We start from the raw sequence: 20,728 nt of genomic DNA, 5'->3' as shown, positions 1-20,728 counted from the left end.
TCAGGCCCGCTCCAGCGCCTCGCCTACTTCGCCGCCGGCGGCCGCCAGCAGCCGGCGTTCCAGCGTCTGGAGTCGCGCCTTGCTCTCGATCTTTCCGCCGATCAGGTCGGTGATGTAGAAGGTGTCGACCGCGCGCTCGCCATAGGTGGCGACATGGGCGCTGTGGACCGTGACCTTCGACTGGAACAGCGCGTTGGCAAGGCTGAACAGCAGTGCAGGCCGATCGCGGGCATTCACTTCAATCACGGTGAAGCGATTTGATGCCTTGTTGTCGATCAGCACATTGGGCTCGATGCGGAACGCTTCGGCGCGGGTGCGGGGCAGGGGGCGGGCTGATAGCTTCGTGATCAGGCGATGGCGGTTCGACAGCGAATCCTCGATCGCGCTGCGAATGCGCTGGAGCTGTTCGGGGCTGTGGAAAGCGCCGCCCAGCGGATCCTGCACCAGGAAATTATCGATGGCGACGCCGTCGCGTGTCGTATGGATGCGCGCGTCGATGATGTTGCCGCCCGCCAGATGAATGGCGCCCGCGATCCGATAGAACAGGCCCGGATGGTCGGCTGCGTAGACGGTGATGAGCGTCGCGCCGCGCTGCGGATAATATTGCGCGGCAATCGACAGCGGCGAATCGCCCGCTTCCAGAATATGCTGGGCGTTGTGGATCAGGATATCCTCAGGCTCCGCGATCCAGTAGGATTCGGGCAACCGGCCGCTGAACGCCTCGAACGTCTCCTCGCTCATGCCCAATGTCTGGCGCAGCATATCCTGTTTCGCGGCTACCCGCTCGCTGCGCCCCTTCTGCTTGTGGCCAAGCCGCAGCACTTCCTCGGCCGCTTCGTAAAGATCGCCCAGCAGCTGCCGTTTCCAGCTGTTCCACACGCCCGGTCCCACCGCGCGAATATCAACGACAGTGAGGCACAGCAGCAGGCGCAGTCGCTCCGCGCTTTGCACCACTTCCACGAAATCGAGGATGGTCTTGTAATCGGCCAGATCGCGTTTGAAGGCGGTGGCGGACATGAGAAGGTGATAGCGCACCAGCCAGGCGACGGTTTCGGTTTCGGCGGCGCTCAGGCCAAGGCGCGGGCAGAGCGAGTCGGCGATGTCCGCGCCCAACAGGCTGTGATCGCCGCCGCGCCCCTTGGCAATGTCATGCAGCAGCACCGCGACATAGAGGACACGGCGCGACAGCAATTTCCCCATCAGGTCGGTGGCGAGCGGATGGTCGGTGCCAAGTTCGCCCTTTTCGATACGCGCGAGCAAGCCAACCGCGCGGATCGTATGCTCATCGACCGTATAGTGATGATACATGTCGAACTGCATCTGCGCGACGACGCGGCGGAAATCGGGAATGAAGCGGCCGAACACAGTCGATTCGTTCATCCAGCGCAGCACCGTTTCCGGATCGCGCGGGGACGTCAGCACATCCATGAAAAAGCCGTTGGCGCGCGCGTCCTTGCGCACCTTGTTGGTGATCAGGCCAGCATCGCGGCTGGCAGCGCGCATCGCGCTGGGGTGAATCTGAAGCCCGTGCTTGTCCGCCAGCGCGAATATTTCCAGCAGGCGCACTGGGTCCGCCTGGAAAAAATCGTCGGTCGGCAGGCTCAATCGCCCGCGATCCAGCACGAACCCTTCCAGCTTCTTGGGCCTGCGGAACAGGCTGGGGATATAGCGGCGGCCCTTGGGACCAAGCTGGTCGTCCAGATGCGCCAGGAAGACGGCGGTCAGATCGCCGACCGTTTTGGCGTTCAGGAAATAATAGCGCATGAAGCGCTCGACGCCCGACCGACCGGCGCGTCCGGTGAAGTGCATCCGGGTCGCGGTTTCCAGTTGCAGGTCGAACGTCAGCCGATCCTCAGCACGGCCGGTGATGCTGTGCAGGTGGCAGCGCACCGCCCAGAGGAAATCCTCCGCCTTCTGGAACTGGCGCAGCTCCGCCTGGGTGAGCAGGCCCACATCGACCAGCTCCGCGACGGAGCGGACGCGGTTTACATATTTGCCGATCCAGAAGAGGGTGTGGAGGTCGCGCAGGCCGCCCTTGCCTTCCTTCACATTGGGTTCGACGACATAACGGCTGTCGCCCATGCGCCGGTGCCGCTCGTCGCGCTCCTCCAGCTTTTCCGTGACGAAGGCGCGGGCATTGCCCTGCATTACTTCGGCATCGAATCGGGCCGAACTTTCCTCGTAGAGCGAGCGGTCGCCCCAGATATAGCGCGCTTCCAGCAGGGCGGTGCGCACCGTGAGGTCGCTCTTGGCCATGCGGATCGTTTCGTCGATCGACCGGCTGGAGTGCCCGACCTTGAGCCCCAGGTCCCACAGCGAATAGAGCATGGATTCGATCACCTGCTCGGTCCAGCCGGTCGGCTTCCAGGGCGTGATGAAGCCGATATCGACATCGCTGTGCGGCGCCATTTCACCCCGGCCATAGCCGCCCACGGCGATCAGCACGATCCGCTCGCCGGTGCTGCGATTGCCGGCAGGGTAGAGGTGATGCGTCGTCGCGTCGTAGAGCAGCCGCAATATCTGGTCGATCAGGAAGGCAAAGGCGCTTACCGCTTCGCGCCCACGGGTCGGTCGCGCCTCCAGCCGACGTGCGACATCCGCCCGGCCATGGTCGAGCGCAGCTTTCAATTCCTGCACGATCAGGCCGCGCAGCCGCATGGGATCGCCGCGGTGCTCCTGCGCCAGGGCGTTGATCCGATCGGAAATGGCGCGCCGGTCGATGATCGCGCGGCGCGATCCCAAAGCGGGGAATTGCATGACCATGCTGCGCTATCTAGTCGCGCTGCCCCTGCGCGACCAGTTGTTTCAGTCGATAGATGTGATCGAGCGCGTCGCGCGGGGACAGGGCGTCGGCATCGATCGCCTCGATCGCCTCGCGCAGCGGGTCGGCCGCTTCATTCTCCTGCGCCGCAGCCGCAGCGAACAGGGGCAGGTCGTCCAGGCCTGCCGCGATGCCGCCAGTCTTGGCCTTGCCCGCTTCCAGCCGGGCCAGGACATCCTTCGCGCGCTTCAGAACCGCAGGCGGCAGACCTGCGAGCCGCGCGACCGCCAGGCCATAGCTGCGATCGGCCGGCCCCTGCGCCAGTTCGTGCAGCAGGATGAGATCGCCCTTCCATTCGCGCGCGCGAACATGGTGCAGCGAAAGGGCGGGGAGCGTTTCGGCAAGCCGCGTCAGTTCATGATAATGGGTGGCAAAGAGGCAGCGGCACTGGTTGACCTCATGCACCGCCTCCACCACCGCCCAGGCGAGCGCCAGCCCGTCATAGGTGGACGTGCCGCGCCCGACTTCGTCCAGGATCACGAAGCTGCGCGTCGTCGCTTGCGAAAGGATCGCCGCGGTTTCCACCATTTCGACCATGAAGGTCGACCGGCCCTTGGCCAGATTGTCCGATGCGCCGACGCGGCTGAACAAACGATCGACCAGCGTCATCGTCGCTGACTGGGCCGGGACATAGCCACCCGCCTGCGCCAATATCACGATCAGGGCGTTCTGCCGCAGGAAGGTCGACTTGCCGCCCATATTGGGGCCGGTCACCAGCCAGAGTCGATCGCTTTCACCAAGCCGGCAATCATTGGCGACGAAGGCTTGGCCGTCCTTGCGCAGCGCATCCTCCACCACCGGATGCCGGCCGCCAACGATGTCGAGACATTGGCCCCCATGACCCCCAGCACTGTCTGCCGGCACGAAATGGGGCCGCTGCCATCCCCCCTCCGCCGCGCGTTCGGCCAGCGCGGCGGCAACGTCGAGCCGGGCGAGCGCATCGGCCGCGCGGGCAATATCGGCCTTGCGATTCAGGACGGCAGTGGTGAGGTCCTCCAGATGCGCGGCTTCCGCGACCAGCGCATGGGCGCCGGCCTGGGCGACGCGCCCGGCTTCCTCATGCAGGTCCACCGAATTGAAACGCACCACGCCGGCCAGCGTCTGCCGATGGGTAAAGCCGCTGTCGGGCGCCATCAGCGCGTCAGCGGCGCGGGCCGGCACCTCCACATGATAGCCGAGCACGCCATTGTGCCGGATCTTGAGCGCGCCGATGCCGGTCTGCTCGCGATATTTCGCTTCCAGCGCGGCGATGGCGCGGCGGCCGTCCCCAGCCATGCGGCGCAGTTCGTCCAAGGCCGCGTCATAGCCATCGGCGATATAACCGCCATTGGCAGTCTCGGTCGGCGGCGCTGGGACGAGCGCGCGCGACAAGGCGTCGACCATCTCGCCATGGCCATCAAGGGCCGGCAGCAATTGTTGCAGCAGCGGCGGCAGGTCGGGCAGGCGGCCCAGCCGCTCGCGCAGCATCCGGGCTTCGCCAAGGCCATCGCGCAGCTGGCCCAGATCGCGCGGGCTGCCCCGACCGACCGCGACGCGCCCCAGCGCGCGGCCAATGTCGGGCAGGGCACGCAAAGCGCCGCGAACCTGATCGCGCAGGCCCGCATCGTCATGGAACATCTGCACCAGCCCGAGGCGCGCCTCTATAGCGGACAGGTCCATCAGCGGCGCGGAAATATCCTGCGCCAGCAGACGCGCGCCCGCGCCCGTGACTGTCCGGTCGATCGCGCCGAGCAGGCTGCCGGCGCGCGCGCCGGCGGTGGTGGCGACGATCTCCAGGCTTTCCCGCGTCGCCGCATCGATCGCGACATGCGCGCCGCTCGCCTTGCGCAGGGGCGGCGCAAGGAAGGGCAGCGTGCCCTTGCCCGCATGATCGAGATAGGCGACCAGCCCGCCCATGGCGGCCAGTTCCGCGCGGCTGAACTGACCAAATCCGTCGAGCGTGGCGACCCCGAACAGCTTTTTGAGCGCCCCCTCCGCACGACTGCTGGAGAAAGCGGCGCGATCAAAGGCTGTGGCGCCCGGAACATCGATCGTCGCGCCGTCTGCCAGCACGGTTTCGCTTGGCCGCAGACGGGCCAGTTCTGCGGGTAGGTCGGCGATGGGGCAGGTCAGGGTTTCAAAGCGGCCGGTCGAAATATCGGCCGCGGCGATGCCGACTTCGCCCGATGCCTCGCCGCCGACCTGCGCCAGCGCCACGAGCATATTGTCACGCCGCGCGTCGAGCAGCGTTTCTTCGGTCAGCGTGCCGGCGGTGACGTAGCGAACAATGTCGCGGGCGACCAATGCCTTGCTCCCGCGCGCTTTGGCCTGGGCCGGGGTTTCAGTCTGTTCCGCGATGGCGACGCGATGGCCGCCCTTTATCAGCCGCGCGAGATAGGATTCAGCGCTGTGCACGGGAACGCCGCACATCGGAATCGGCGCGCCGTCATGATCGCCCCGGCTGGTAAGCGCGATGTCCAGCGTCGCCGCCGCCAATTTCGCGTCGTCGAAAAAAAGCTCGAAGAAATCACCCATCCGGTAGAAAAGCAGGCAGTCCTGCGCCTGCGCCTTGAGCGCCAGATATTGCGCCATCATCGGCGTGGGCTGGGCGGTCGTGTCGCTGGATTTCGCCATGGCGCAGCGGATAGCCCGAACATCGGGCCGAAACCAGAGTGTCACGAAATGTGCAGGAAAATTGCGCATCTCGCACTTGCCCACAAGATAGGCGCGCCGCTAGGGCCTGTTCATCTTTCCAGAAGTTCCAATATTTGGGAGCCCGTAATGTCCGACCGATCCAATGTGGAATTTTCCGAGCGCGAGGCGCTGTTCTTCCACGCGACGGGCCGTCCCGGAAAGATAGAGATCATCGCGTCCAAGCCGATGGCGACGCAGCGCGACCTGTCCCTTGCCTATTCGCCGGGCGTTGCGGTTCCGGTGCGGGCGATCGCGGCCGACCCCGCCACCGCTTATGACTACACCGCCAAGGGTAATCTGGTTGCAGTCATCTCCAACGGCACCGCGATCCTGGGCCTCGGTAATCTGGGTGCGCTGGCGTCCAAGCCGGTGATGGAGGGCAAGGCGGTGCTGTTCAAGCGCTTCGCCGATGTCGATTCAATCGACATCGAGCTGAAGACCGAGGATGTCGACCGCTTCATCGACGCGGTCGAACTGATGGAGCCGAGCTTTGGCGGCATCAACCTTGAAGATATCAAGGCGCCCGAATGCTTCATCATCGAACAGACGCTGAAAGAACGGATGAACATTCCGGTCTTTCACGACGACCAGCATGGCACCGCGATCATCGCGGCCGCCGGCGTGCTCAACGCCGCGTTGCTGACCGGTCGCGACATGAAGGACATGAAGGTGGTGGTGAACGGCGCGGGGGCAGCCTCGATCAGCTGCACCGAGCTCATCAAGGCGCTGGGCGTGCCGCACGACAATGTCATCATGTGCGACAGCAAGGGCGTCATCTACCAGGGCCGTACGGAGGGCATGAACCAGTGGAAGTCGGCGCACGCCGTCAGGACCGACGCGCGCACTCTGGCCGAGGCCGTGAAGGGCACCGACGTCTTTCTGGGGCTGTCGGTCGCGGGCGCGATGAGCCCGGACATGGTATCGTCCATGGCGGACAAGCCGATCATCTTTGCCATGGCCAATCCCGACCCTGAAATCCTGCCACCCGACGCCAAGGCGGTGCGGCCCGATGCGATCGTCGCGACCGGGCGGTCCGATTTTCCCAATCAGGTCAACAATGTGCTTGGCTTCCCCTTCATCTTTCGCGGCGCGCTGGACGTCAGGGCGACCGGCATCAACGAAGCGATGAAGCTGGCGGCGGCCAAGGCGATCGCCGAACTGGCGCGCGAACGCGTGCCCGAGGAAGTGGCCAAGGCCTATGGCCGGTCGCACAGTTTCGGACCCGATTACATCATTCCCGCGCCCTTCGATCCGCGTCTGATGGAAGTGGTGCCGGCCGCCGTCGCGCAAGCGGCCATGGAAACCGGCATGGCGCAGCGGCCGATCGAGGATCTGGGCGCCTATCGCCAATCCCTGAAGGCGCGGCTCAACCCCACGACATCGGTGCTGACCAGCGCCTATGAAATCGCCAAGGCCAATCCCAAGCGCGTCGTCTTTGCCGAGGCGGAGGAGGAAGTCGTGCTGCGCGCCGCCATCCAGTTCCGGGAATTGGGCTATGGGGTGCCTGTGCTGGTCGGGCGGGGCCATGTGGTGGACAAGCTACGCGAACTGGGCGTGCGAGATCCTGAGAGCTTTGAGCTGCACAATAGCGTCAATTCGCCGCTGGTGCCCGACATGGTCGAGATGCTCTATGCCCGGTTGCAGCGGCGCGGCTATCTGCGCCGTGACTGCGAGCGGATGGTGAATCGGGATCGCAACATTTTCGGCACATTGCTGGTCAAGATGGGCGTCGCCGACGCGATGCTGACCGGCATGACGCGGCCCTATGCCCAGACGCTGCGCGAGGTGAAGCGGGTCATGGACCCGGCGGCGGGCCGCACGCCCTTTGGCATCCATGTCATGGTGGCGAAGGACAAGACGGTGTTCCTGGCCGATACCACGGTCAACGAGCGGCCAAGCGCGGCGGAGCTGGCCGATATCGCGATCGGCACGGTCGCGGTTGCGCGACGCATGGGCCATGATCCGCGCGTTGCGTTCCTGTCCTACGCCAATTTCGGCAACCCGCCGGGCAGCTTCCTCGACAATATCCGCGGCGCGGTGAAACTGCTGGACGAACGGACGGTGGATTTCGAATATGAAGGCGAAATGACGCCCGACGCGGCGCTCAACCCGGCGGTGATGAAAAATTACCCGTTCAGCCGCCTGTCGGGTCCGGCCAATGTCCTGGTCATGCCGGGGCTTCAGTCCGCCAATATCTCGGCCAAGCTGCTGCGCGAATTGGGCGGCACGTCGATGATAGGCCCTTTGCTGGTGGGCATGGAGAAATCCGTCCAGATCGCGACCATGTCCTCCAACGCGTCGGAATTGCTGACGCTGGCGGTGCTGGCGGCGGGCGGCGTGGCGCTCTGACCGGTTCCCTGTCGCTTTTCGCTTGCGCCGAGCCATGGTGACGCGACAGGGATGCGCATTAGCAGCATCGGGGAGCGCCACGCCTTGAACATGACCGGTTTTGACAGCGCGACCTTCCGCCGCGTGCTTGGCCATTATCCAACCGGCGTCTGCGTCGTGACCGCTATCGAACCGCATGGCGCGCCGGTGGGCATGGTGGTGGGATCCTTCACATCCGTCTCGCTCGATCCGCCGCTGGTCGCCTTCTTCCCGGCAAAGTCGTCGAGCAGCTGGCCCCGTATCGAAAAGGTCGGCCGGTTCTGCGTCAATATCCTCGCCAGCGACCAATTGGCGCTGTGCCGTCAGATCGCCGCGCCCGGCCCCGACAAATTTGCCGGCATCGCCCATCGCGCATCGGCCAATGGATCGCCGATCCTGGACGATGTCGTCGCCTGGATCGACTGTACGCTCGATGCGGTGCATGAGGCGGGGGATCATCATATCGTGCTGGGGCGCGTCGTCGCGCTGGAAGCGGAGCGCCCTGACCGGCCCTTGCTCTTCTTTCAGGGCAGCTATGGCGAATTTTCCCTGCTCGACTGACGAAACCGGGCATGCATATTGCGCGGCGTTGCGCGCGCAGACATATCCCGGACATAATACCGCTCCTTAACGGATTGGGGCTACAGGGGCGGAACACTTTTGACCGGATCGCCGCATGACCGCGTTGCTCATCACCGTCGACACCGAATTGTCCGCCCTGTGGCAGCAGCGTGGGGCCAGCCTGGACGAGAATGTGCGGCGTTCGATCCATGCCGAGGCGGGCGGGCGTGCATGCGGCATTGGCTGGCAGATGGACGTTCTGGACCGCCACGGACTGAAGGGCGTCTTCTTCATCGATCCGCTCCCGGCGCTAGTCCATGGCGCTGACTTCCTGCGACCCATCGTCGGCGAGGTCGTTGGCCGCGGCCATGAGGCGCAGCTGCATATCCACACCGAGTGGCTCGCCTGGGCCAAGGCCTCGCCAGTGGAGGGGCGGCAGGCTCGCAACATCGGGGACTTTTCGCTTGCCGATCAGGTGACGCTGCTGGGCTTGGCGAAAAGCCTGCTGGAGCAAGCCGGCGCGCCGCCGATCACGGCCTTTCGCGCTGGTAATTTCGGGGCCAATGACGATACGCTGCGCGCGCTGGCAGCGGTCGGCATCGACTGGGACAGCAGTGTGAACCCGGCCTATCTAGGTGGTGACTGTCGCATCTCGGCAGACCACAGCCAGATTGGCGCGAAACGCATTCATGGCGTGGCCGAATTGCCGGTATCAGGCATCGTCGATCGCCCTGGTGGATTTCGCCCGGCGCAGATTTGCGCCATGTCGGCGGCGGAAATGCGCGCCGGGCTGCGCCACGCCGTCCGCAACGATCATGACGCTTTCGTCGTAGTGACTCATAGTTTTGAAATGCTGTCGCGTGACCGTGCCCGCCCCAACGGCGCCGTAATTCGCCGGTTCGAGCAGTTATGCCATGAAGCTGCACGGATGCCGGGGGTGCACGGCGCGGGATTCCGCGACCTCGCGCCATCGCTCGCCGATGCGCCCGAGCGGCGACTGGATCGCGTCGCACCCAACCGGCTGCGCACTGGATTGCGCATGGCGGCGCAGGCGGTGGCGACGTGGCGCTACGAGCATCGGCTTATTCCTGCGTGAGCGCGCTGCCGGGCGTTCTTCTGCTTGGCATGGAAAATGCCATCGCCCTCACGATCACGCGAGAGTTGGGGGCGCATGATGTTCCCGTGCATGGCATTGCGCGTGATGCGTCCGCCATCGCCGTCGCGTCGCGCTATTGCCGCGACTGGACGCAGCGCCCGGATGGGGCGATCGCATCCTGGCTGCCCGATGTGATCGCGCAAACCGGCGCGCGCGCCGTGCTGGCGATCGCGGAATCCGACCTGCTGGAGCTGGCGACGTTGCCGCCGGTGATCGGCGATTGCCATATATTCGCGCCACGACTGGATCGGCTGGCGCGGGTATTGGACAAGCGGCAGACGCTGGAAGTCGCCGCTAATGTCGGCCTGTTGACGCCGCAGACATGGCAACCGCTGGCCGGTGAGGATTTTGCCGCGCGCATGGCGGACATGCGTTATCCGCTGGTCGCCAAATGGGCGAACCCGCAGGCCATCCTGCCGGTGCTGGAGGCCGCAGGCCTGGAATGGCGCAAGACGGATTATCTTCATGGTCCCGAAGACCTGCGCGCCTTGCTGGACCGGTTTGCGCCCATTGGCCGCTGGCCGCTGATCCAGCAATATTGCGCCGGTCATGGCCTGGGGCAGATGCTCTATATGCAGGACGGCCGGGCGACGCTCCGCTTTCAGCATCGGCGGCTGCATGAATGGCCGCCGGAAGGCGGAGTGTCGACGCTCTGCCGGGCAGAGCCGATGGATCGCCATGACGCGCAAATGACGCTGTCGGAAAGATTGCTGCAGGCGCTGGGTTGGGAAGGTCAGGCCATGGTCGAATATCGCCATGATCCTGAAACGGGTCGCTATTGGCTGATGGAGGTCAATGGCCGCTTCTGGGGCAGCCAGCCGCTCGCACGGGCCTGCGGAGCGCATTTCGCGTGGGAGGCCTATCGTCGCACGGTTCTGGGGCAGGACGAAGCCGCGCCTGCGCCTCGGGACGATCTGCGTGCGCGTTACATGGTGCCCGAAACCAAGCGGCTGGCGCGCATCCTGCTGCGCCCGCGCGCGATCGACGATCCCTATTTCGACCGGCGGCCTCTGGCGGAACTGGGCGGCTATCTGATCGGCTTCCTCGACCCGCGGTCGCGCTATTATGTCTGGTCCTGGCGCGACATGCGGCCCTGGCTGCGCGACATGGCGCAGATCGTCAGGAAAGCCGTGCGCCGGGAAAGCTGACGGCGAGCCGCATGACCGCGCGCTCGATCCGCGCCAGGCACTGCATCATGTAGCTGTCGTCCAGTCCATAAGGATCATGCAGATGCGGCATCATCGGCCGGGTCCAGCGGCCTAGCAGGGTGCGCGGCACATCGCGCAGACGCGGGTCGGCGGAAAGCCGGGCCAGTTGCCGCACCTCCATGACCAGCAGCAGATCCCCCGGCTCCGGGTGATACTCCGCCAGATCGGTGGCGCGATGGGCCTGGAGGTCGTAGCCAAGCGATTGCGCGGCGGTGATCGCGGGCGGATGCGCCGGGCGGCCGGGCGTGGTGGACAGCCCCACGGACACCGCGCGCAGGCCTGCGCGGCGGGCAACCGCTTCAGCAAAGGCGCTACGGCAGATATTGCCCTGACAAACGAAGACCAGCCGACGCACGGCGGCGGCATCGCAGGGTTTGCTCGACGAGAGGCCAAGAACCATCTGCGGGTACGACAGGGCGAGCCGCACCAGACCGCGAAACGTGCCGAATCGCTGGCGGATCATAGGAATGAGCTAAGGCGCAGGACCATCGGGAGGCCCACGGACTGACGATGGCACGAATCAATCATCGCTATTGCCATATTGGAGCCGAAATTCGTGCGACTTCACGCTGGAGCGACCGCTTGTCGCACGATTCGACCGTGGGCTAACCGTCAGAATTTAAAGCTGGTGCCCAGATAGACGGCTTGGCTATCCTGCCGGTCGTCGGTCATCGGGGTCAGCCGACCCGCGACATTATTATTGTAGCGCACGCCCGCCGTCACGTTGAGGTTGCGCGTCAACGAATAGGAACTGGCCAGATCCAGCGAATAATCCTTGTCCGCCGACGGGTTGCGCGCGGCGACGCCGGGTTCGCGGCGGCTTTCGATCAGCACCTTGGTGCTGAAGCGATCCTTCTTGCCGTCATCCAGAGAGAAATTCTTGGCGTCGACCATCGTTTCGACCGGCACCGGATCAAGCGATTTGCGGCCCACCGATTCGGGCAAGGCGAACTTGCGCCAGTTGTGCGCACCATTGAGGCTGAACGCCATGGGTTTGATATCAACCGGCGTTGCCGCCTTGTCCGCGCCGCCACGATCGCTTGCGCGGACCATGATGGTGATTTCCCGCTGGCCGCTCAGCGATCCGCTGGTCGGCGTGAATCGGAAACCCTGCCGGCTGGCGGATGCTGCAATCTTGGCGTATGCCGCCGCCAGCTGCGGATCCTTGGTGGTAGGGGTGAAGGAGGAGATGCTGCCGAGCGCGCCCAGAGATACCGGTGCATCGGGCCGCAGCCGCGCCAGATACGTCGCCGCGCCAATGGCGGGAGACAGCAGGAAGCCGGCAACGGCAACTGCCGATCCTGCTACCGCTAAATATCCCCTGTTCATGCGCATGACCCGAATCTCGTCCCCGCCGACTTGTATTTGTTAACGCATTACACCGACAAAGCCGCCACTGGCTAGAGGCGGAACGGCTTTTTCTCCAAGCTGTTGCTCCAAACCCACAGCTTTGGCGAAGGTGCCGGAGGCGCAAGATTTTTCGCCATGACCGCTCGCGCGTCATCGACCGATCCAGCGCCCCTTGCCCATTGCCGCGCGGACACTATAGAAGCGGGCTGATTTTCGTCTTTTCTAGCTAGGACATGCCTGATGGCCCGTCGCCTACCCGCCCCAGTTTCCGCCGGCCTGCTGCTGGCCGCGCTCCTGCCGCTCGCGGCGTGCGGCGGTGGTTCCAAGGACCGGCCCAAGGCGGATCTGGCCGCCTCGCGCGTGACGACGATCGGCGTCAACGCCTATCTGTGGCGCGCGACGCTCGACACCTTGTCCTTCATGCCGCTGGCGCAGACCGATTCGAACGGCGGCGTGGTCGTCACCGACTGGTATATCGATCCCAATACGCCGGGCGAGCGGATGAAGCTGACCGTGTCGATCCTGGATCAGGATCTGCGCGCCGATGCGGTGCGCGTCGCCGCCAGCCGCCAGGTCAGCCAGAATGGCCTATGGGTCGACGCCCCGGTCAAGGCCGCTACGGTGCAGAAGCTGGAGGAGATCATCCTCACCAAGGCGCGCGACCTGCGCCGCATGGCGATCGGCTGACCCCACCCCATTTTTCAAGGGGTCGCGCGACGCGACCCGTTTTTCAGCATCCGGGGCTGGGCTTCATCGCAGGCCCAGCCCCGCGCGTATGTGTAAGGATTAGACATGCAGAGGCGCTTCAATCCGCTGGAGGCCGACGCCCGCTGGCAGGCGGTGTGGGACGAAAAGCAGAGCTTTCGCGCGAACGATGCTTCGCCCAAGCCGCGATCCTATGTGCTGGAGATGTTTCCCTATCCATCGGGGCGCATCCATATCGGCCATGTGCGCAACTATTCGATGGGCGACGTGCTGGCGCGGTTCCGGCGGATGACTGGGCATGAAGTGCTGCACCCGATGGGCTGGGACGCCTTTGGCATGCCGGCCGAAAACGCCGCGATGGAAAAGAAGGTGCATCCGGGCGACTGGACCCGCTCCAATATCACCAATATGCGCGCGCAGCTGAAAAAGCTGGGCTTCGCGATCGACTGGAGCCGCGAACTCGCGACGTGCGAACCGGATTATTATGGCCATGAACAGGCGCTGTTTCTGGACATGCTGGAGGCTGGCCTCGTCTATCGCAAGGAATCGTCGGTGAATTGGGACCCGGTCGACATGACCGTGCTGGCGAACGAGCAGGTGATCGACGGCAAGGGGTGGCGGTCGGGCGCACCGGTCGAAAAGCGCAAGCTCAACCAGTGGTTTCTCAAGATCACCCAGTTCGCCGACGACCTGCTGGAGGGATTGAAGACCCTGGACCAGTGGCCCGACAAGGTGCGGACCATGCAGGAGAACTGGATCGGAAAGTCGGTCGGGCTGCAATTCCGGTTCGACTTCGCGCCCTTCCCGGAACGCGAAGCATTGGAAGGGCTGGACGCGGGAGCGGGAATCGCGGTCTATTCGACCCGGCCCGACACCATCTTCGGCGCCAGTTTCGTCGCGATCGCCGCCGATCATCCCGTGGCGCAGGCCATCGCCGCCAACAATGCGGACGCGCAGGCCTTTATCGACCAATGCAAAGCCGGCGGCACCACGGCGGCCGAACTGGAAACCGCCGAAAAGCTGGGCTTCGACACCGGCCTGTCGATGGTCCACCCGTTCGACCCGGATTGGCAGCTGCCCGTCTTCATCGCCAATTTCGTGCTGATGGACTATGGCACGGGCGCGGTGATGGGCGTCCCCGGCCATGACCAGCGCGACCTCGACTTCGCGCGCAAATATATGCTTCCCGTGGAGCGCGTCGTTGCCGCCGAGGGGGAGGCCGACAAGCCTATCCATGACGAGGCCTATACCGGCCCGGGCCGTCTGTTGAACTCCCGCTTCCTGGACGGCATGAGCGTGGAGGAGGCCAAGGCCGCCGTCATCGCCCGCGCCGAGAGCGAAGGCTGGGGCGAGGGCAAGACCGTGTTCCGCCTGCGCGACTGGGGCGTGTCGCGCCAGCGTTACTGGGGCACGCCCATTCCCGTGATCCATTGCGATGGCTGCGGCGTCGTGCCGGTGCCCAAGGACCAGCTTCCCGTGGTGCTGCCCGAAGATGTCAGCTTCGACATACCGGGCAATCCGCTCGACCGGCATCCGACCTGGAAGCATGTCGATTGCCCGGCCTGCGGCAAGCCCGCCCGGCGCGAAACCGACACGCTCGACACTTTCGCCGATTCCAGCTGGTATTTTATCCGCTTCGCCAGCCAGCCCAAGGACAAGCCGTTCGATCGCGCGACCGTGGAACAATGGCTGCCTGTCGGGCAATATATCGGCGGAGTCGAACATGCGATCCTGCATCTTCTCTACGCCCGCTTCTGGACCCGCGCGCTGCAGCATATGGGGCAGCTGGGCTTTGCCGAGCCGTTTACCGGCCTGTTTACCCAGGGCATGGTGACGCACGAAACCTACAAGGCGGGCGATGGCAGCTGGCTCTCACCCGGCGAGGTGAAGAAGTCCGGCGACGATTATACCCATATCGAAAGCGGCGCGCCGGTGACGGTCGGCCGCGTCGAGAAAATGTCCAAGTCCAAGAAGAATGTCGTCGATCCCGACGATATCATCGAACAATATGGCGCGGACGCGGTGCGCTGGTTCATGCTGTCCGACAGTCCGCCCGAGCGCGACCTGCCCTGGACCGAGGCGGGGATCGAGGGCAGCTGGCGCTTCGTCAATCGCGTCTGGCGTCTGTTCGGTGACGCCGATGCCGCGGCGCAGGGGCAAGACAAGGCGCTGGACCGCAAGCTGCACCAGACGATCGACGGGGTGGCCCGGGACATTGAGGCGCTGGGCTTCAACAAGGCGGTCGCCAAGATTTACGAACTGGTGAACGCGATCGAAAAGGCCAAGCCATCGGCCAGCCGCACCGCCGCCATTCGTGCGCTCGCTCTGCTGGTCGCGCCGATGACGCCGCATCTGGCCGAAGAGGGCTGGGCCGAAATGGGCCGGGACGTCGGCTGTTCCGGCCTAATCGCCGACGCCGCCTGGCCGGCGGCCGACCCCGCCCTGCTGGTCGATGATGAAGTCACCATCGCCTGTCAGGTCATGGGCAAGCTGCGCGACACCATCACCGTGGCCAAGGGGACGCCCAGGGACGAACTGGAAAGGCTGGCGCTTGCGGCGCCCAATGTCGCCCGCATTTTGGACGGCGCCAGCCCGAAGAAGGTGATCGTGGTGCCCGACCGGCTGGTCAATCTGGTCATCTGAAGCGAACTGCGTCGTTCCCGCTTTCGCGGGAACGACGGAGGGTTTAAGGCTCCAGATCATGAAGCGCATCCTTCCCCTCATCGCCCTTGCCACGCTTACCGCCTGCGGGCTGCGGCCCGTCTATGGCGGGGGCGGCACTGGCCCGGTCGCGCAGGCGCTGGGCAATGTCGAGGTTGCCCCGATCGAGGGCAAGGCGGGCTGGCTGGTGCGCAATGCGCTCAACGACCGGCTCGCCGCGATGCAGAGCGGCAGCGGCCCGCGCTACCGGCTGGTCGTGAAGCTGGACGACAATATCGCGGGCCTGGGTCTGCGCGCCGACGCCGCGATCACGCGCGAGCGGCGGACGCTGCGGGCGCGCTATCAGCTGGTGGATGAAAGCACAGGCGCGCAGATATTGGACGACACCGCCGGGTCGGACGCGGGCATCGACGTCACCTCCAGCGAATATGCCACGATTGCTGCCGAAGATACCGCGCTGGAACGGCTGTCGCAGACGGTGGCCGATCAGATCGTCACGCGCCTGGCCCTCTATTCGCGCAAGGCCGCCACGCCTTGAAGGCCAATCGCGGCCAGATGGAAAAGGCGCTGGACGCCCCGGGTCAGAGCGCGGCGGCGAATGTTCGTTTCTTTCTGCTCTATGGCCCCGATGAGGCGGGGAGCCAGGCGCTCGCCAAGCGGCTGGAGCGCGCGATGGGGCCTCAGGCCGAGCGGATCGATCTCGACGCGCCGACCTTGCGCGAGGACCCTGCGCGTCTGTCCGACGAGGCGGCGGCCTTCTCCATGTTCGGCGACAAGCGGTGGATTCGCGTGAACGGCATCGGCGATGATTGCCTGCCCGCGCTCAACGCCCTGCTGGACGCCGAAGCGGCCGGCAACCCGGTGATCGCGGTCGCCGGCGCGCTCAAGCCGGCGTCGAAGCTGGTCAAAATGGCGCTCGATCATAAGGGCGTGCTGGCCTGCATCTCCTATCAGCCCGACGGGCGGGAGGCGGAGCAGATCGCCATCGGTATCGCACGCGACGGCGGGCTGCGCCTGTCGTCCGACCTTGCCCGGCGCATCGTCGACCTGTCTGGCGGGGACCGGGCGTTGATGGCGGGCGAGATCGAAAAGCTGATCCTCTATCTCGACGCGGCGCCCGATCGGCCGGCCGAAGCCACGGCCGATGCGCTCGACGCGCTGTCGGCGGATAATCCTGACACGGAGGTCGGCCCGCTGGTCAATGCGGTGCTGGGCGGCGATCTTCGCGCCATGCATCGCGAACTGACGGCGCTGGCGCAGGCCGGCACCGCGATGGCGGCGGTGATCCGCCCGCTGCTGACCCGCGCGATGCTGCTGGCGACCATCCGCGACGCCTTCGACGCCAGCGGCCGGCTGGAGGCGGCGGTCGACCAGGCGGGCAGGGCGGTGTTCTGGAAGGAAAAGGGACTGGTGACGCGGCAGGTCCGGTTATGGGACGCATCCGGCATCGCACGTGTGATTCAGCGCCTTCTGGCGGCCGAGCGCTCCAGTCGTGGGGGCAGGGGCCTGGGCGACCTGATGGTGCGGCACGAACTGCTCGCCATCGCGCGGCAGGCCGCGCGGGAGCGGGCTTGATCCGTCCCCGGCCCGTGGCCATATTGCCGCTATGGAAAAAATCCACCTCACCGATGCCGAATGGCGCCAGCGCCTGACCCCGGAGCAATTTCATGTGCTGCGCGAAGGCGGCACGGAGCGCGCCTTTACCGGCAAGCTCAACGCCAACAAGGTCGATGGCGTCTATTATTGCGCCGGATGCGGCGCGGAACTGTTCGATGGCGAGGAAAAATATGACAGCGGGTCTGGCTGGCCCAGCTTCACCGCGCCGGTCGATATCGATGCGGTCGAGGAAATTCGCGACACCAGCCATGGCATGATCCGCACCGAAGTCCGCTGCGCCAAATGCGACGGGCATCTGGGCCATGTCTTCCCCGACGGTCCCGGCGTCAATGGGCTGCGCTATTGCATGAACAGCGCCAGCCTGGACTTCAAGCCGCGCCAGGGCACGGACCAATAATCGTTCATCGCTGGTAAAGCGCGCATCGCCATGGCAAGGGCGAGGCGGTCCATTTCCTGTGCCAGACGCATGTTTTGCGCTGGCCCGGACCAGGTTTAGCGCGTATCCGGGGCGGCACAGATGGCAGGATCAGGCAAGAGCAAGCGTGCGCCCGGTGGCGTCAGGACATGGCTGATGCGCGGGCTGAAGATCGGCCTGGCGGCGGCGGTCGCGGGCCTTCTGGCCGTGGTGATCGCCGTGGTGATCGCGCTTCAGTCGCTGCCCGATTATGAAAGCCTCAAATCCTCGCCCAATGGGCAGATGATCCGCGTCCATGCCGCCGATGGCAGTGTGATCGTCTCGCTTGGGCCCAGTTTCGGTCGCTGGATCAGTTATGATCAGATCCCGCAGGTCATGGTCGACGCGATGGTTTCGACGGAGGACAAGCGTTTCTACATGCATCCCGGCATCGACCCGGTCGGCATGGCGCGCGCGGCCTGGGTCGCCGTGGAACGGCGCGGGTCGGGTCGCCGCCTGCAGGGCGCATCCACCATCACCCAGCAGGTGACCCGCAACATCTTCCTCAACAACAGTTATAGCTTCGGTCGCAAGATCCGCGAAATGGTGCTGGCGCTCGCGATGGAGCGGAAATTTTCCAAGCGGCAGATACTCGAACTCTACCTCAACAAGGTCTATTTTGGCGGCGGGGCCTATGGCATCGATGCCGCCAGCCGCAAATTTTTCGGCCATCCGGCAACCACGATCGACCTGCCCGAAGCCGCGATCATCGCCGGCCTGGTCAAGGCGCCGTCCAGCTATTCCCCGACTGCCGACGCTGAAGCGGCAATCGGCCGTGCGGGCGTCGTGCTCGACCTGATGCAGGACAATGGCAAGATTTCCGCGTCGCAGCGCGCCAGCGTCGACCTGGACGACGTCAAGATGGCGCCCGAACCGCCGCAGAACAGTGTGCGCTATTTCACCGACTGGGCGCTGCCGCAACTCGACCTGCTGATCGACGAACCCAATGAGCCGCTGGAAGTCTATACGACCATCGATCTTGGCATGCAGCGGGCCGCGACCGCTGCGGTGCAGGCCAACGCGCCCAAGGGCGCGCAGGGCGCGATGGTCAGCCTGGATCGCGACGGCGCCGTGCGCGCGATGGTGGGCGGCCTCGATTATGTGTCGTCCAACTATAATCGCGCTGTCACCGCGACGCGCCAGCCCGGGTCGGCGTGGAAGATTTTTGTCTATATGGCGGCGCTGGAGGCGGGCTATACGCCCGACACCGGCATCACTGACGAGCCGGTGACGATCAATGGCTGGAGCCCGCGCAACAGCAACGGCAAATTTGCCGGCGCGATCGATATTCGCACCGCCTTTGCCTATTCCATCAATACGGTCGCAGCGAAGCTGGGCGTGGAAGTGGGCTTTTCCACGGTCGCCGACATGGCCCGCCGCTTTGGCATATCGACGCCGATCAACACCCATCCGTCCATGGTGCTGGGCACATCCGACGTCCGCCTGATCGACATGACGCGCGCCTTCGCCTCGATCGCGCGCAAGGGAATCGCGGTGACGCCCTATGGCATTACCAAGGTCACGACGGCGGACGGGCGATTGCTCTACGAGCATGAGGATGACACCAGCCGCGTGCTGGTCGCGCCCTGGGTGGCGGCGGGCATGACCGACCTCATGCAGACCGCCGTCAGCACCGGGACCGGGCGCGCCGCGCAGATCGGCCGTCCGGTCGCGGGCAAGACCGGCACGACCAGCAGCAACAAGGATGGCTGGTTCCTGGGCTTTTCCAGCGGCATCACCACCGGCGTCTGGATGGGCCGCGACGATGCGCGCGCGGTTGGCGGATTGCAGGGCGGCCGCGCCCCGGCTCGCGCCTTTGCCGACTATATGAAGGTCGCCGTCGCCAAGCGGCCGGTCGAAAAGTTTGACACCGAAGTCACCCTGCCCGAATGGCAGCTCGAACCGGACGAGGAGGCCTATTATGAAGGCCCCGACAATGGCGCCTATGGCGGCGGCATGATGGTCGATGAAAATGGCTATCCGATCGAGCCGCAGGCCCCCGCATCATCGCAGGGCTATGAGGACGAGCCGGATATGGAAGTCGATCCGCAGGATCGCCCGCAGCCGCCGCGGCTCGACCAGCAGTGGATCGACAATGTGCTGGGCCGCGACCGACCGCGCCAGCCGGCTCAACAGCCGCCGTCCGGCCGGCCGCCATCGCAGCAGCCCTGAAACGCGGCTTATCCGTCCGCCGGCTGGTTCGCCGCCAGCCGCGTGGGCATGACGGCGCTGGCGTCGGGCAGCAGGAAGTCGACCTTGCCCCGCCCGAAGTCGATCGCCACGCGGTCGAACACGCGCAGCGCGCTGATCCCCAGCAGCAGCGCCGGCTTGTCCTGCATGCCCAGTTCCGCAAAGGGGCTGGCGTCGGCGAAGATCACCGGCACTTCGGTCAGGTTGACGCGCCCCAGCGCCACCGATCCGATCCGGCCGACTTCCCCGATCAGCGTGCCGCCCGTGACGCTGGTGAGCGTCGCGGTCAGCAGGTCGGGCGCACGCTTCTTACGCAGCAGCTTGTCGCGTAGCGCCAGATTGCCGATGCTGTAGTGGCTGCCGGTATCGAGCATGATGTTGACCCGCATGCCGTTGACCCGCGAATCCAGCAGGATCAGCTGACCGCGCTTGCGCCGCGCCTCCACCACGATGGTGTCGGGATCGGTCGGGAATGTGCGCCGCCGGCCACTGTCAGCAATGTTCATCTGACCGGTGCGAAAATTCAGGATCACGCGCTTGTCGTGCAAACTGTCGAGGCCCAGCAGGCCGGACGCGCCCAGATGCTCGCCTTCCAGCACGGGCGCTTCGATATCGTCGATCATGCCTGCGCCGAAACTGAGATGCGGAACGGCGACTGTTGCGACTTGGGACCGCCCGGTCATGCTCAGGATCGTGACATCCGCGCGGGGCGGCAGCGCCAGTTGCTGCGCCAAGTCGCGCGCGATCACGGTGCGCTGCGATCCGGTATCGATGACGAAGGGCCATGGCCCCTTGCCGTCGATCGAAATGGGGATGGTGACGCGATCGTCCAGCGTGCTGGCGGTCCGGACCAGCGCCGGCGGCACCTGTGGATCAAGCAGCGGCGGTTGCGCGGGCAGGGGCACGCCACCGAACGCCAGCGCCATCGCCAGCAGGGCGGGGAGCCGTCCCATATCCTCATCCTT

Annotated in this window: 15 protein-coding genes; 10 read left to right on the top strand and 5 right to left on the bottom strand. The window is 65.3% G+C overall.

The features are described from left to right. Both RLDS_RS43465 and mutS read right to left on the bottom strand, forming a co-directional pair. Positions 1-2,763: a [protein-PII] uridylyltransferase gene (locus tag RLDS_RS43465; RefSeq protein ID WP_021226700.1), complete on the bottom strand. Its 2,763-nt coding sequence runs from the start codon at positions 2,761-2,763 to the stop codon at positions 1-3. Positions 2,764-2,773: 10 nt separating this feature from the next. Next, on the bottom strand, positions 2,774-5,434 hold the full coding sequence (gene mutS, locus RLDS_RS43460) for a DNA mismatch repair protein MutS (RefSeq protein ID WP_031298383.1): 2,661 nt from the start codon (positions 5,432-5,434) through the stop codon (positions 2,774-2,776). A 147-nt stretch (positions 5,435-5,581) separates the two neighbouring features. On the opposite strand from mutS, the gene RLDS_RS43455 reads away from it, so the two are divergent. The 4 genes from RLDS_RS43455 (at position 5,582) to RLDS_RS43440 (ending at position 10,726) form a co-directional block, all read left to right on the top strand. Further along, complete coding sequence (locus RLDS_RS43455) at positions 5,582-7,843, top strand: NADP-dependent malic enzyme (protein WP_021226698.1); 2,262 nt, start codon at positions 5,582-5,584, stop codon at positions 7,841-7,843. A 90-nt stretch (positions 7,844-7,933) separates the two neighbouring features. Further along, complete coding sequence (locus RLDS_RS43450) at positions 7,934-8,422, top strand: flavin reductase family protein (protein ID WP_031298381.1); 489 nt, start codon at positions 7,934-7,936, stop codon at positions 8,420-8,422. Positions 8,423-8,537: 115 nt separating this feature from the next. After that, complete coding sequence (locus RLDS_RS43445; RefSeq protein ID WP_021226696.1) at positions 8,538-9,518, top strand: polysaccharide deacetylase family protein; 981 nt, start codon at positions 8,538-8,540, stop codon at positions 9,516-9,518. Further along, the gene (locus RLDS_RS43440) at positions 9,515-10,726 is read left to right on the top strand and encodes a carboxylate--amine ligase (RefSeq protein ID WP_021226695.1); all 1,212 of its coding nucleotides are present in this window, start codon (positions 9,515-9,517) and stop codon (positions 10,724-10,726) included. The genes RLDS_RS43445 and RLDS_RS43440 overlap by 4 nt, the downstream gene beginning before the upstream one ends. Here the strand turns inward: RLDS_RS43440 and RLDS_RS43435 are convergent. Together RLDS_RS43435 and RLDS_RS43430 are read right to left on the bottom strand one after the other, a co-directional pair. Further along, positions 10,698-11,249 carry an arsenate-mycothiol transferase ArsC gene (locus RLDS_RS43435; protein ID WP_021226694.1) on the bottom strand — a complete coding sequence of 184 codons (552 nt, stop codon included), beginning with the start codon at positions 11,247-11,249 and terminating at the stop codon, positions 10,698-10,700. The genes RLDS_RS43440 and RLDS_RS43435 overlap by 29 nt on opposite strands. Positions 11,250-11,398: 149 nt before the next feature. Next, a complete protein-coding gene (locus tag RLDS_RS43430; protein ID WP_031298380.1) occupies positions 11,399-12,121 on the bottom strand; it encodes a hypothetical protein in 723 nt (240 codons plus the stop codon). Between the two features lie 255 nt (positions 12,122-12,376). Here RLDS_RS43430 and RLDS_RS43425 point away from each other — a divergent pair, with 255 nt between their 5' ends. The 6 genes from RLDS_RS43425 to RLDS_RS43400 all read left to right on the top strand — a co-directional run bounded on the left by RLDS_RS43425 (position 12,377) and on the right by RLDS_RS43400 (position 19,745). After that, on the top strand, positions 12,377-12,823 hold the full coding sequence (locus RLDS_RS43425; protein ID WP_021226692.1) for a DUF3576 domain-containing protein: 447 nt from the start codon (positions 12,377-12,379) through the stop codon (positions 12,821-12,823). 105 nt (positions 12,824-12,928) lie between these two features. Further along, a complete protein-coding gene (leuS, locus tag RLDS_RS43420) occupies positions 12,929-15,484 on the top strand; it encodes a leucine--tRNA ligase (protein ID WP_021226691.1) in 2,556 nt (851 codons plus the stop codon). A 58-nt stretch (positions 15,485-15,542) separates the two neighbouring features. Beyond that, positions 15,543-16,040 carry an LPS assembly lipoprotein LptE gene (gene lptE / locus RLDS_RS43415; protein WP_021226690.1) on the top strand — a complete coding sequence of 166 codons (498 nt, stop codon included), beginning with the start codon at positions 15,543-15,545 and terminating at the stop codon, positions 16,038-16,040. After that, a complete protein-coding gene (gene holA / locus RLDS_RS43410) occupies positions 16,037-17,077 on the top strand; it encodes a DNA polymerase III subunit delta (protein WP_021226689.1) in 1,041 nt (346 codons plus the stop codon). Before lptE ends, holA begins: the two co-directional genes overlap by 4 nt. A gap of 31 nt (positions 17,078-17,108) precedes the next feature. Further along, the gene (gene msrB, locus RLDS_RS43405; protein WP_021226688.1) at positions 17,109-17,516 is read left to right on the top strand and encodes a peptide-methionine (R)-S-oxide reductase MsrB; all 408 of its coding nucleotides are present in this window, start codon (positions 17,109-17,111) and stop codon (positions 17,514-17,516) included. Between the two features lie 120 nt (positions 17,517-17,636). Then, on the top strand, positions 17,637-19,745 hold the full coding sequence (locus tag RLDS_RS43400) for a transglycosylase domain-containing protein (protein WP_031298379.1): 2,109 nt from the start codon (positions 17,637-17,639) through the stop codon (positions 19,743-19,745). An 8-nt stretch (positions 19,746-19,753) separates the two neighbouring features. Here RLDS_RS43400 and RLDS_RS43395 read toward each other — a convergent pair whose 3' ends face one another. Further along, the gene (locus tag RLDS_RS43395; protein WP_021226686.1) at positions 19,754-20,716 is read right to left on the bottom strand and encodes a retroviral-like aspartic protease family protein; all 963 of its coding nucleotides are present in this window, start codon (positions 20,714-20,716) and stop codon (positions 19,754-19,756) included. Positions 20,717-20,728 lie beyond the last annotated feature (12 nt).

It is taken from the genome of Sphingobium lactosutens DS20, assembly GCF_000445105.1.
Classification (GTDB): Bacteria; Pseudomonadota; Alphaproteobacteria; order Sphingomonadales; family Sphingomonadaceae; genus Sphingobium; species Sphingobium lactosutens.
The sequence above is the reverse complement of the archived record's forward strand: the minus strand, read 5'-3'. Positions and strand labels throughout refer to the sequence as shown.

Coding starts and splice junctions, on each gene's coding strand:
- RLDS_RS43465 (WP_021226700.1), bottom strand. CDS start 2,763: ATGGTCATGCAATTCCCCGCTTTGGGATCGCGCCGCGCGATCATCGAC.
- mutS (WP_031298383.1), bottom strand. CDS start 5,434: ATGGCGAAATCCAGCGACACGACCGCCCAGCCCACGCCGATGATGGCG.
- RLDS_RS43455 (WP_021226698.1), top strand. CDS start 5,582: ATGTCCGACCGATCCAATGTGGAATTTTCCGAGCGCGAGGCGCTGTTC.
- RLDS_RS43450 (WP_031298381.1), top strand. CDS start 7,934: ATGACCGGTTTTGACAGCGCGACCTTCCGCCGCGTGCTTGGCCATTAT.
- RLDS_RS43445 (WP_021226696.1), top strand. CDS start 8,538: ATGACCGCGTTGCTCATCACCGTCGACACCGAATTGTCCGCCCTGTGG.
- RLDS_RS43435 (WP_021226694.1), bottom strand. CDS start 11,249: ATGATCCGCCAGCGATTCGGCACGTTTCGCGGTCTGGTGCGGCTCGCC.
- RLDS_RS43430 (WP_031298380.1), bottom strand. CDS start 12,121: ATGCGCATGAACAGGGGATATTTAGCGGTAGCAGGATCGGCAGTTGCC.
- RLDS_RS43425 (WP_021226692.1), top strand. CDS start 12,377: ATGGCCCGTCGCCTACCCGCCCCAGTTTCCGCCGGCCTGCTGCTGGCC.
- leuS (WP_021226691.1), top strand. CDS start 12,929: ATGCAGAGGCGCTTCAATCCGCTGGAGGCCGACGCCCGCTGGCAGGCG.
- lptE (WP_021226690.1), top strand. CDS start 15,543: ATGAAGCGCATCCTTCCCCTCATCGCCCTTGCCACGCTTACCGCCTGC.
- msrB (WP_021226688.1), top strand. CDS start 17,109: ATGGAAAAAATCCACCTCACCGATGCCGAATGGCGCCAGCGCCTGACC.
- RLDS_RS43400 (WP_031298379.1), top strand. CDS start 17,637: ATGGCAGGATCAGGCAAGAGCAAGCGTGCGCCCGGTGGCGTCAGGACA.
- RLDS_RS43395 (WP_021226686.1), bottom strand. CDS start 20,716: ATGGGACGGCTCCCCGCCCTGCTGGCGATGGCGCTGGCGTTCGGTGGC.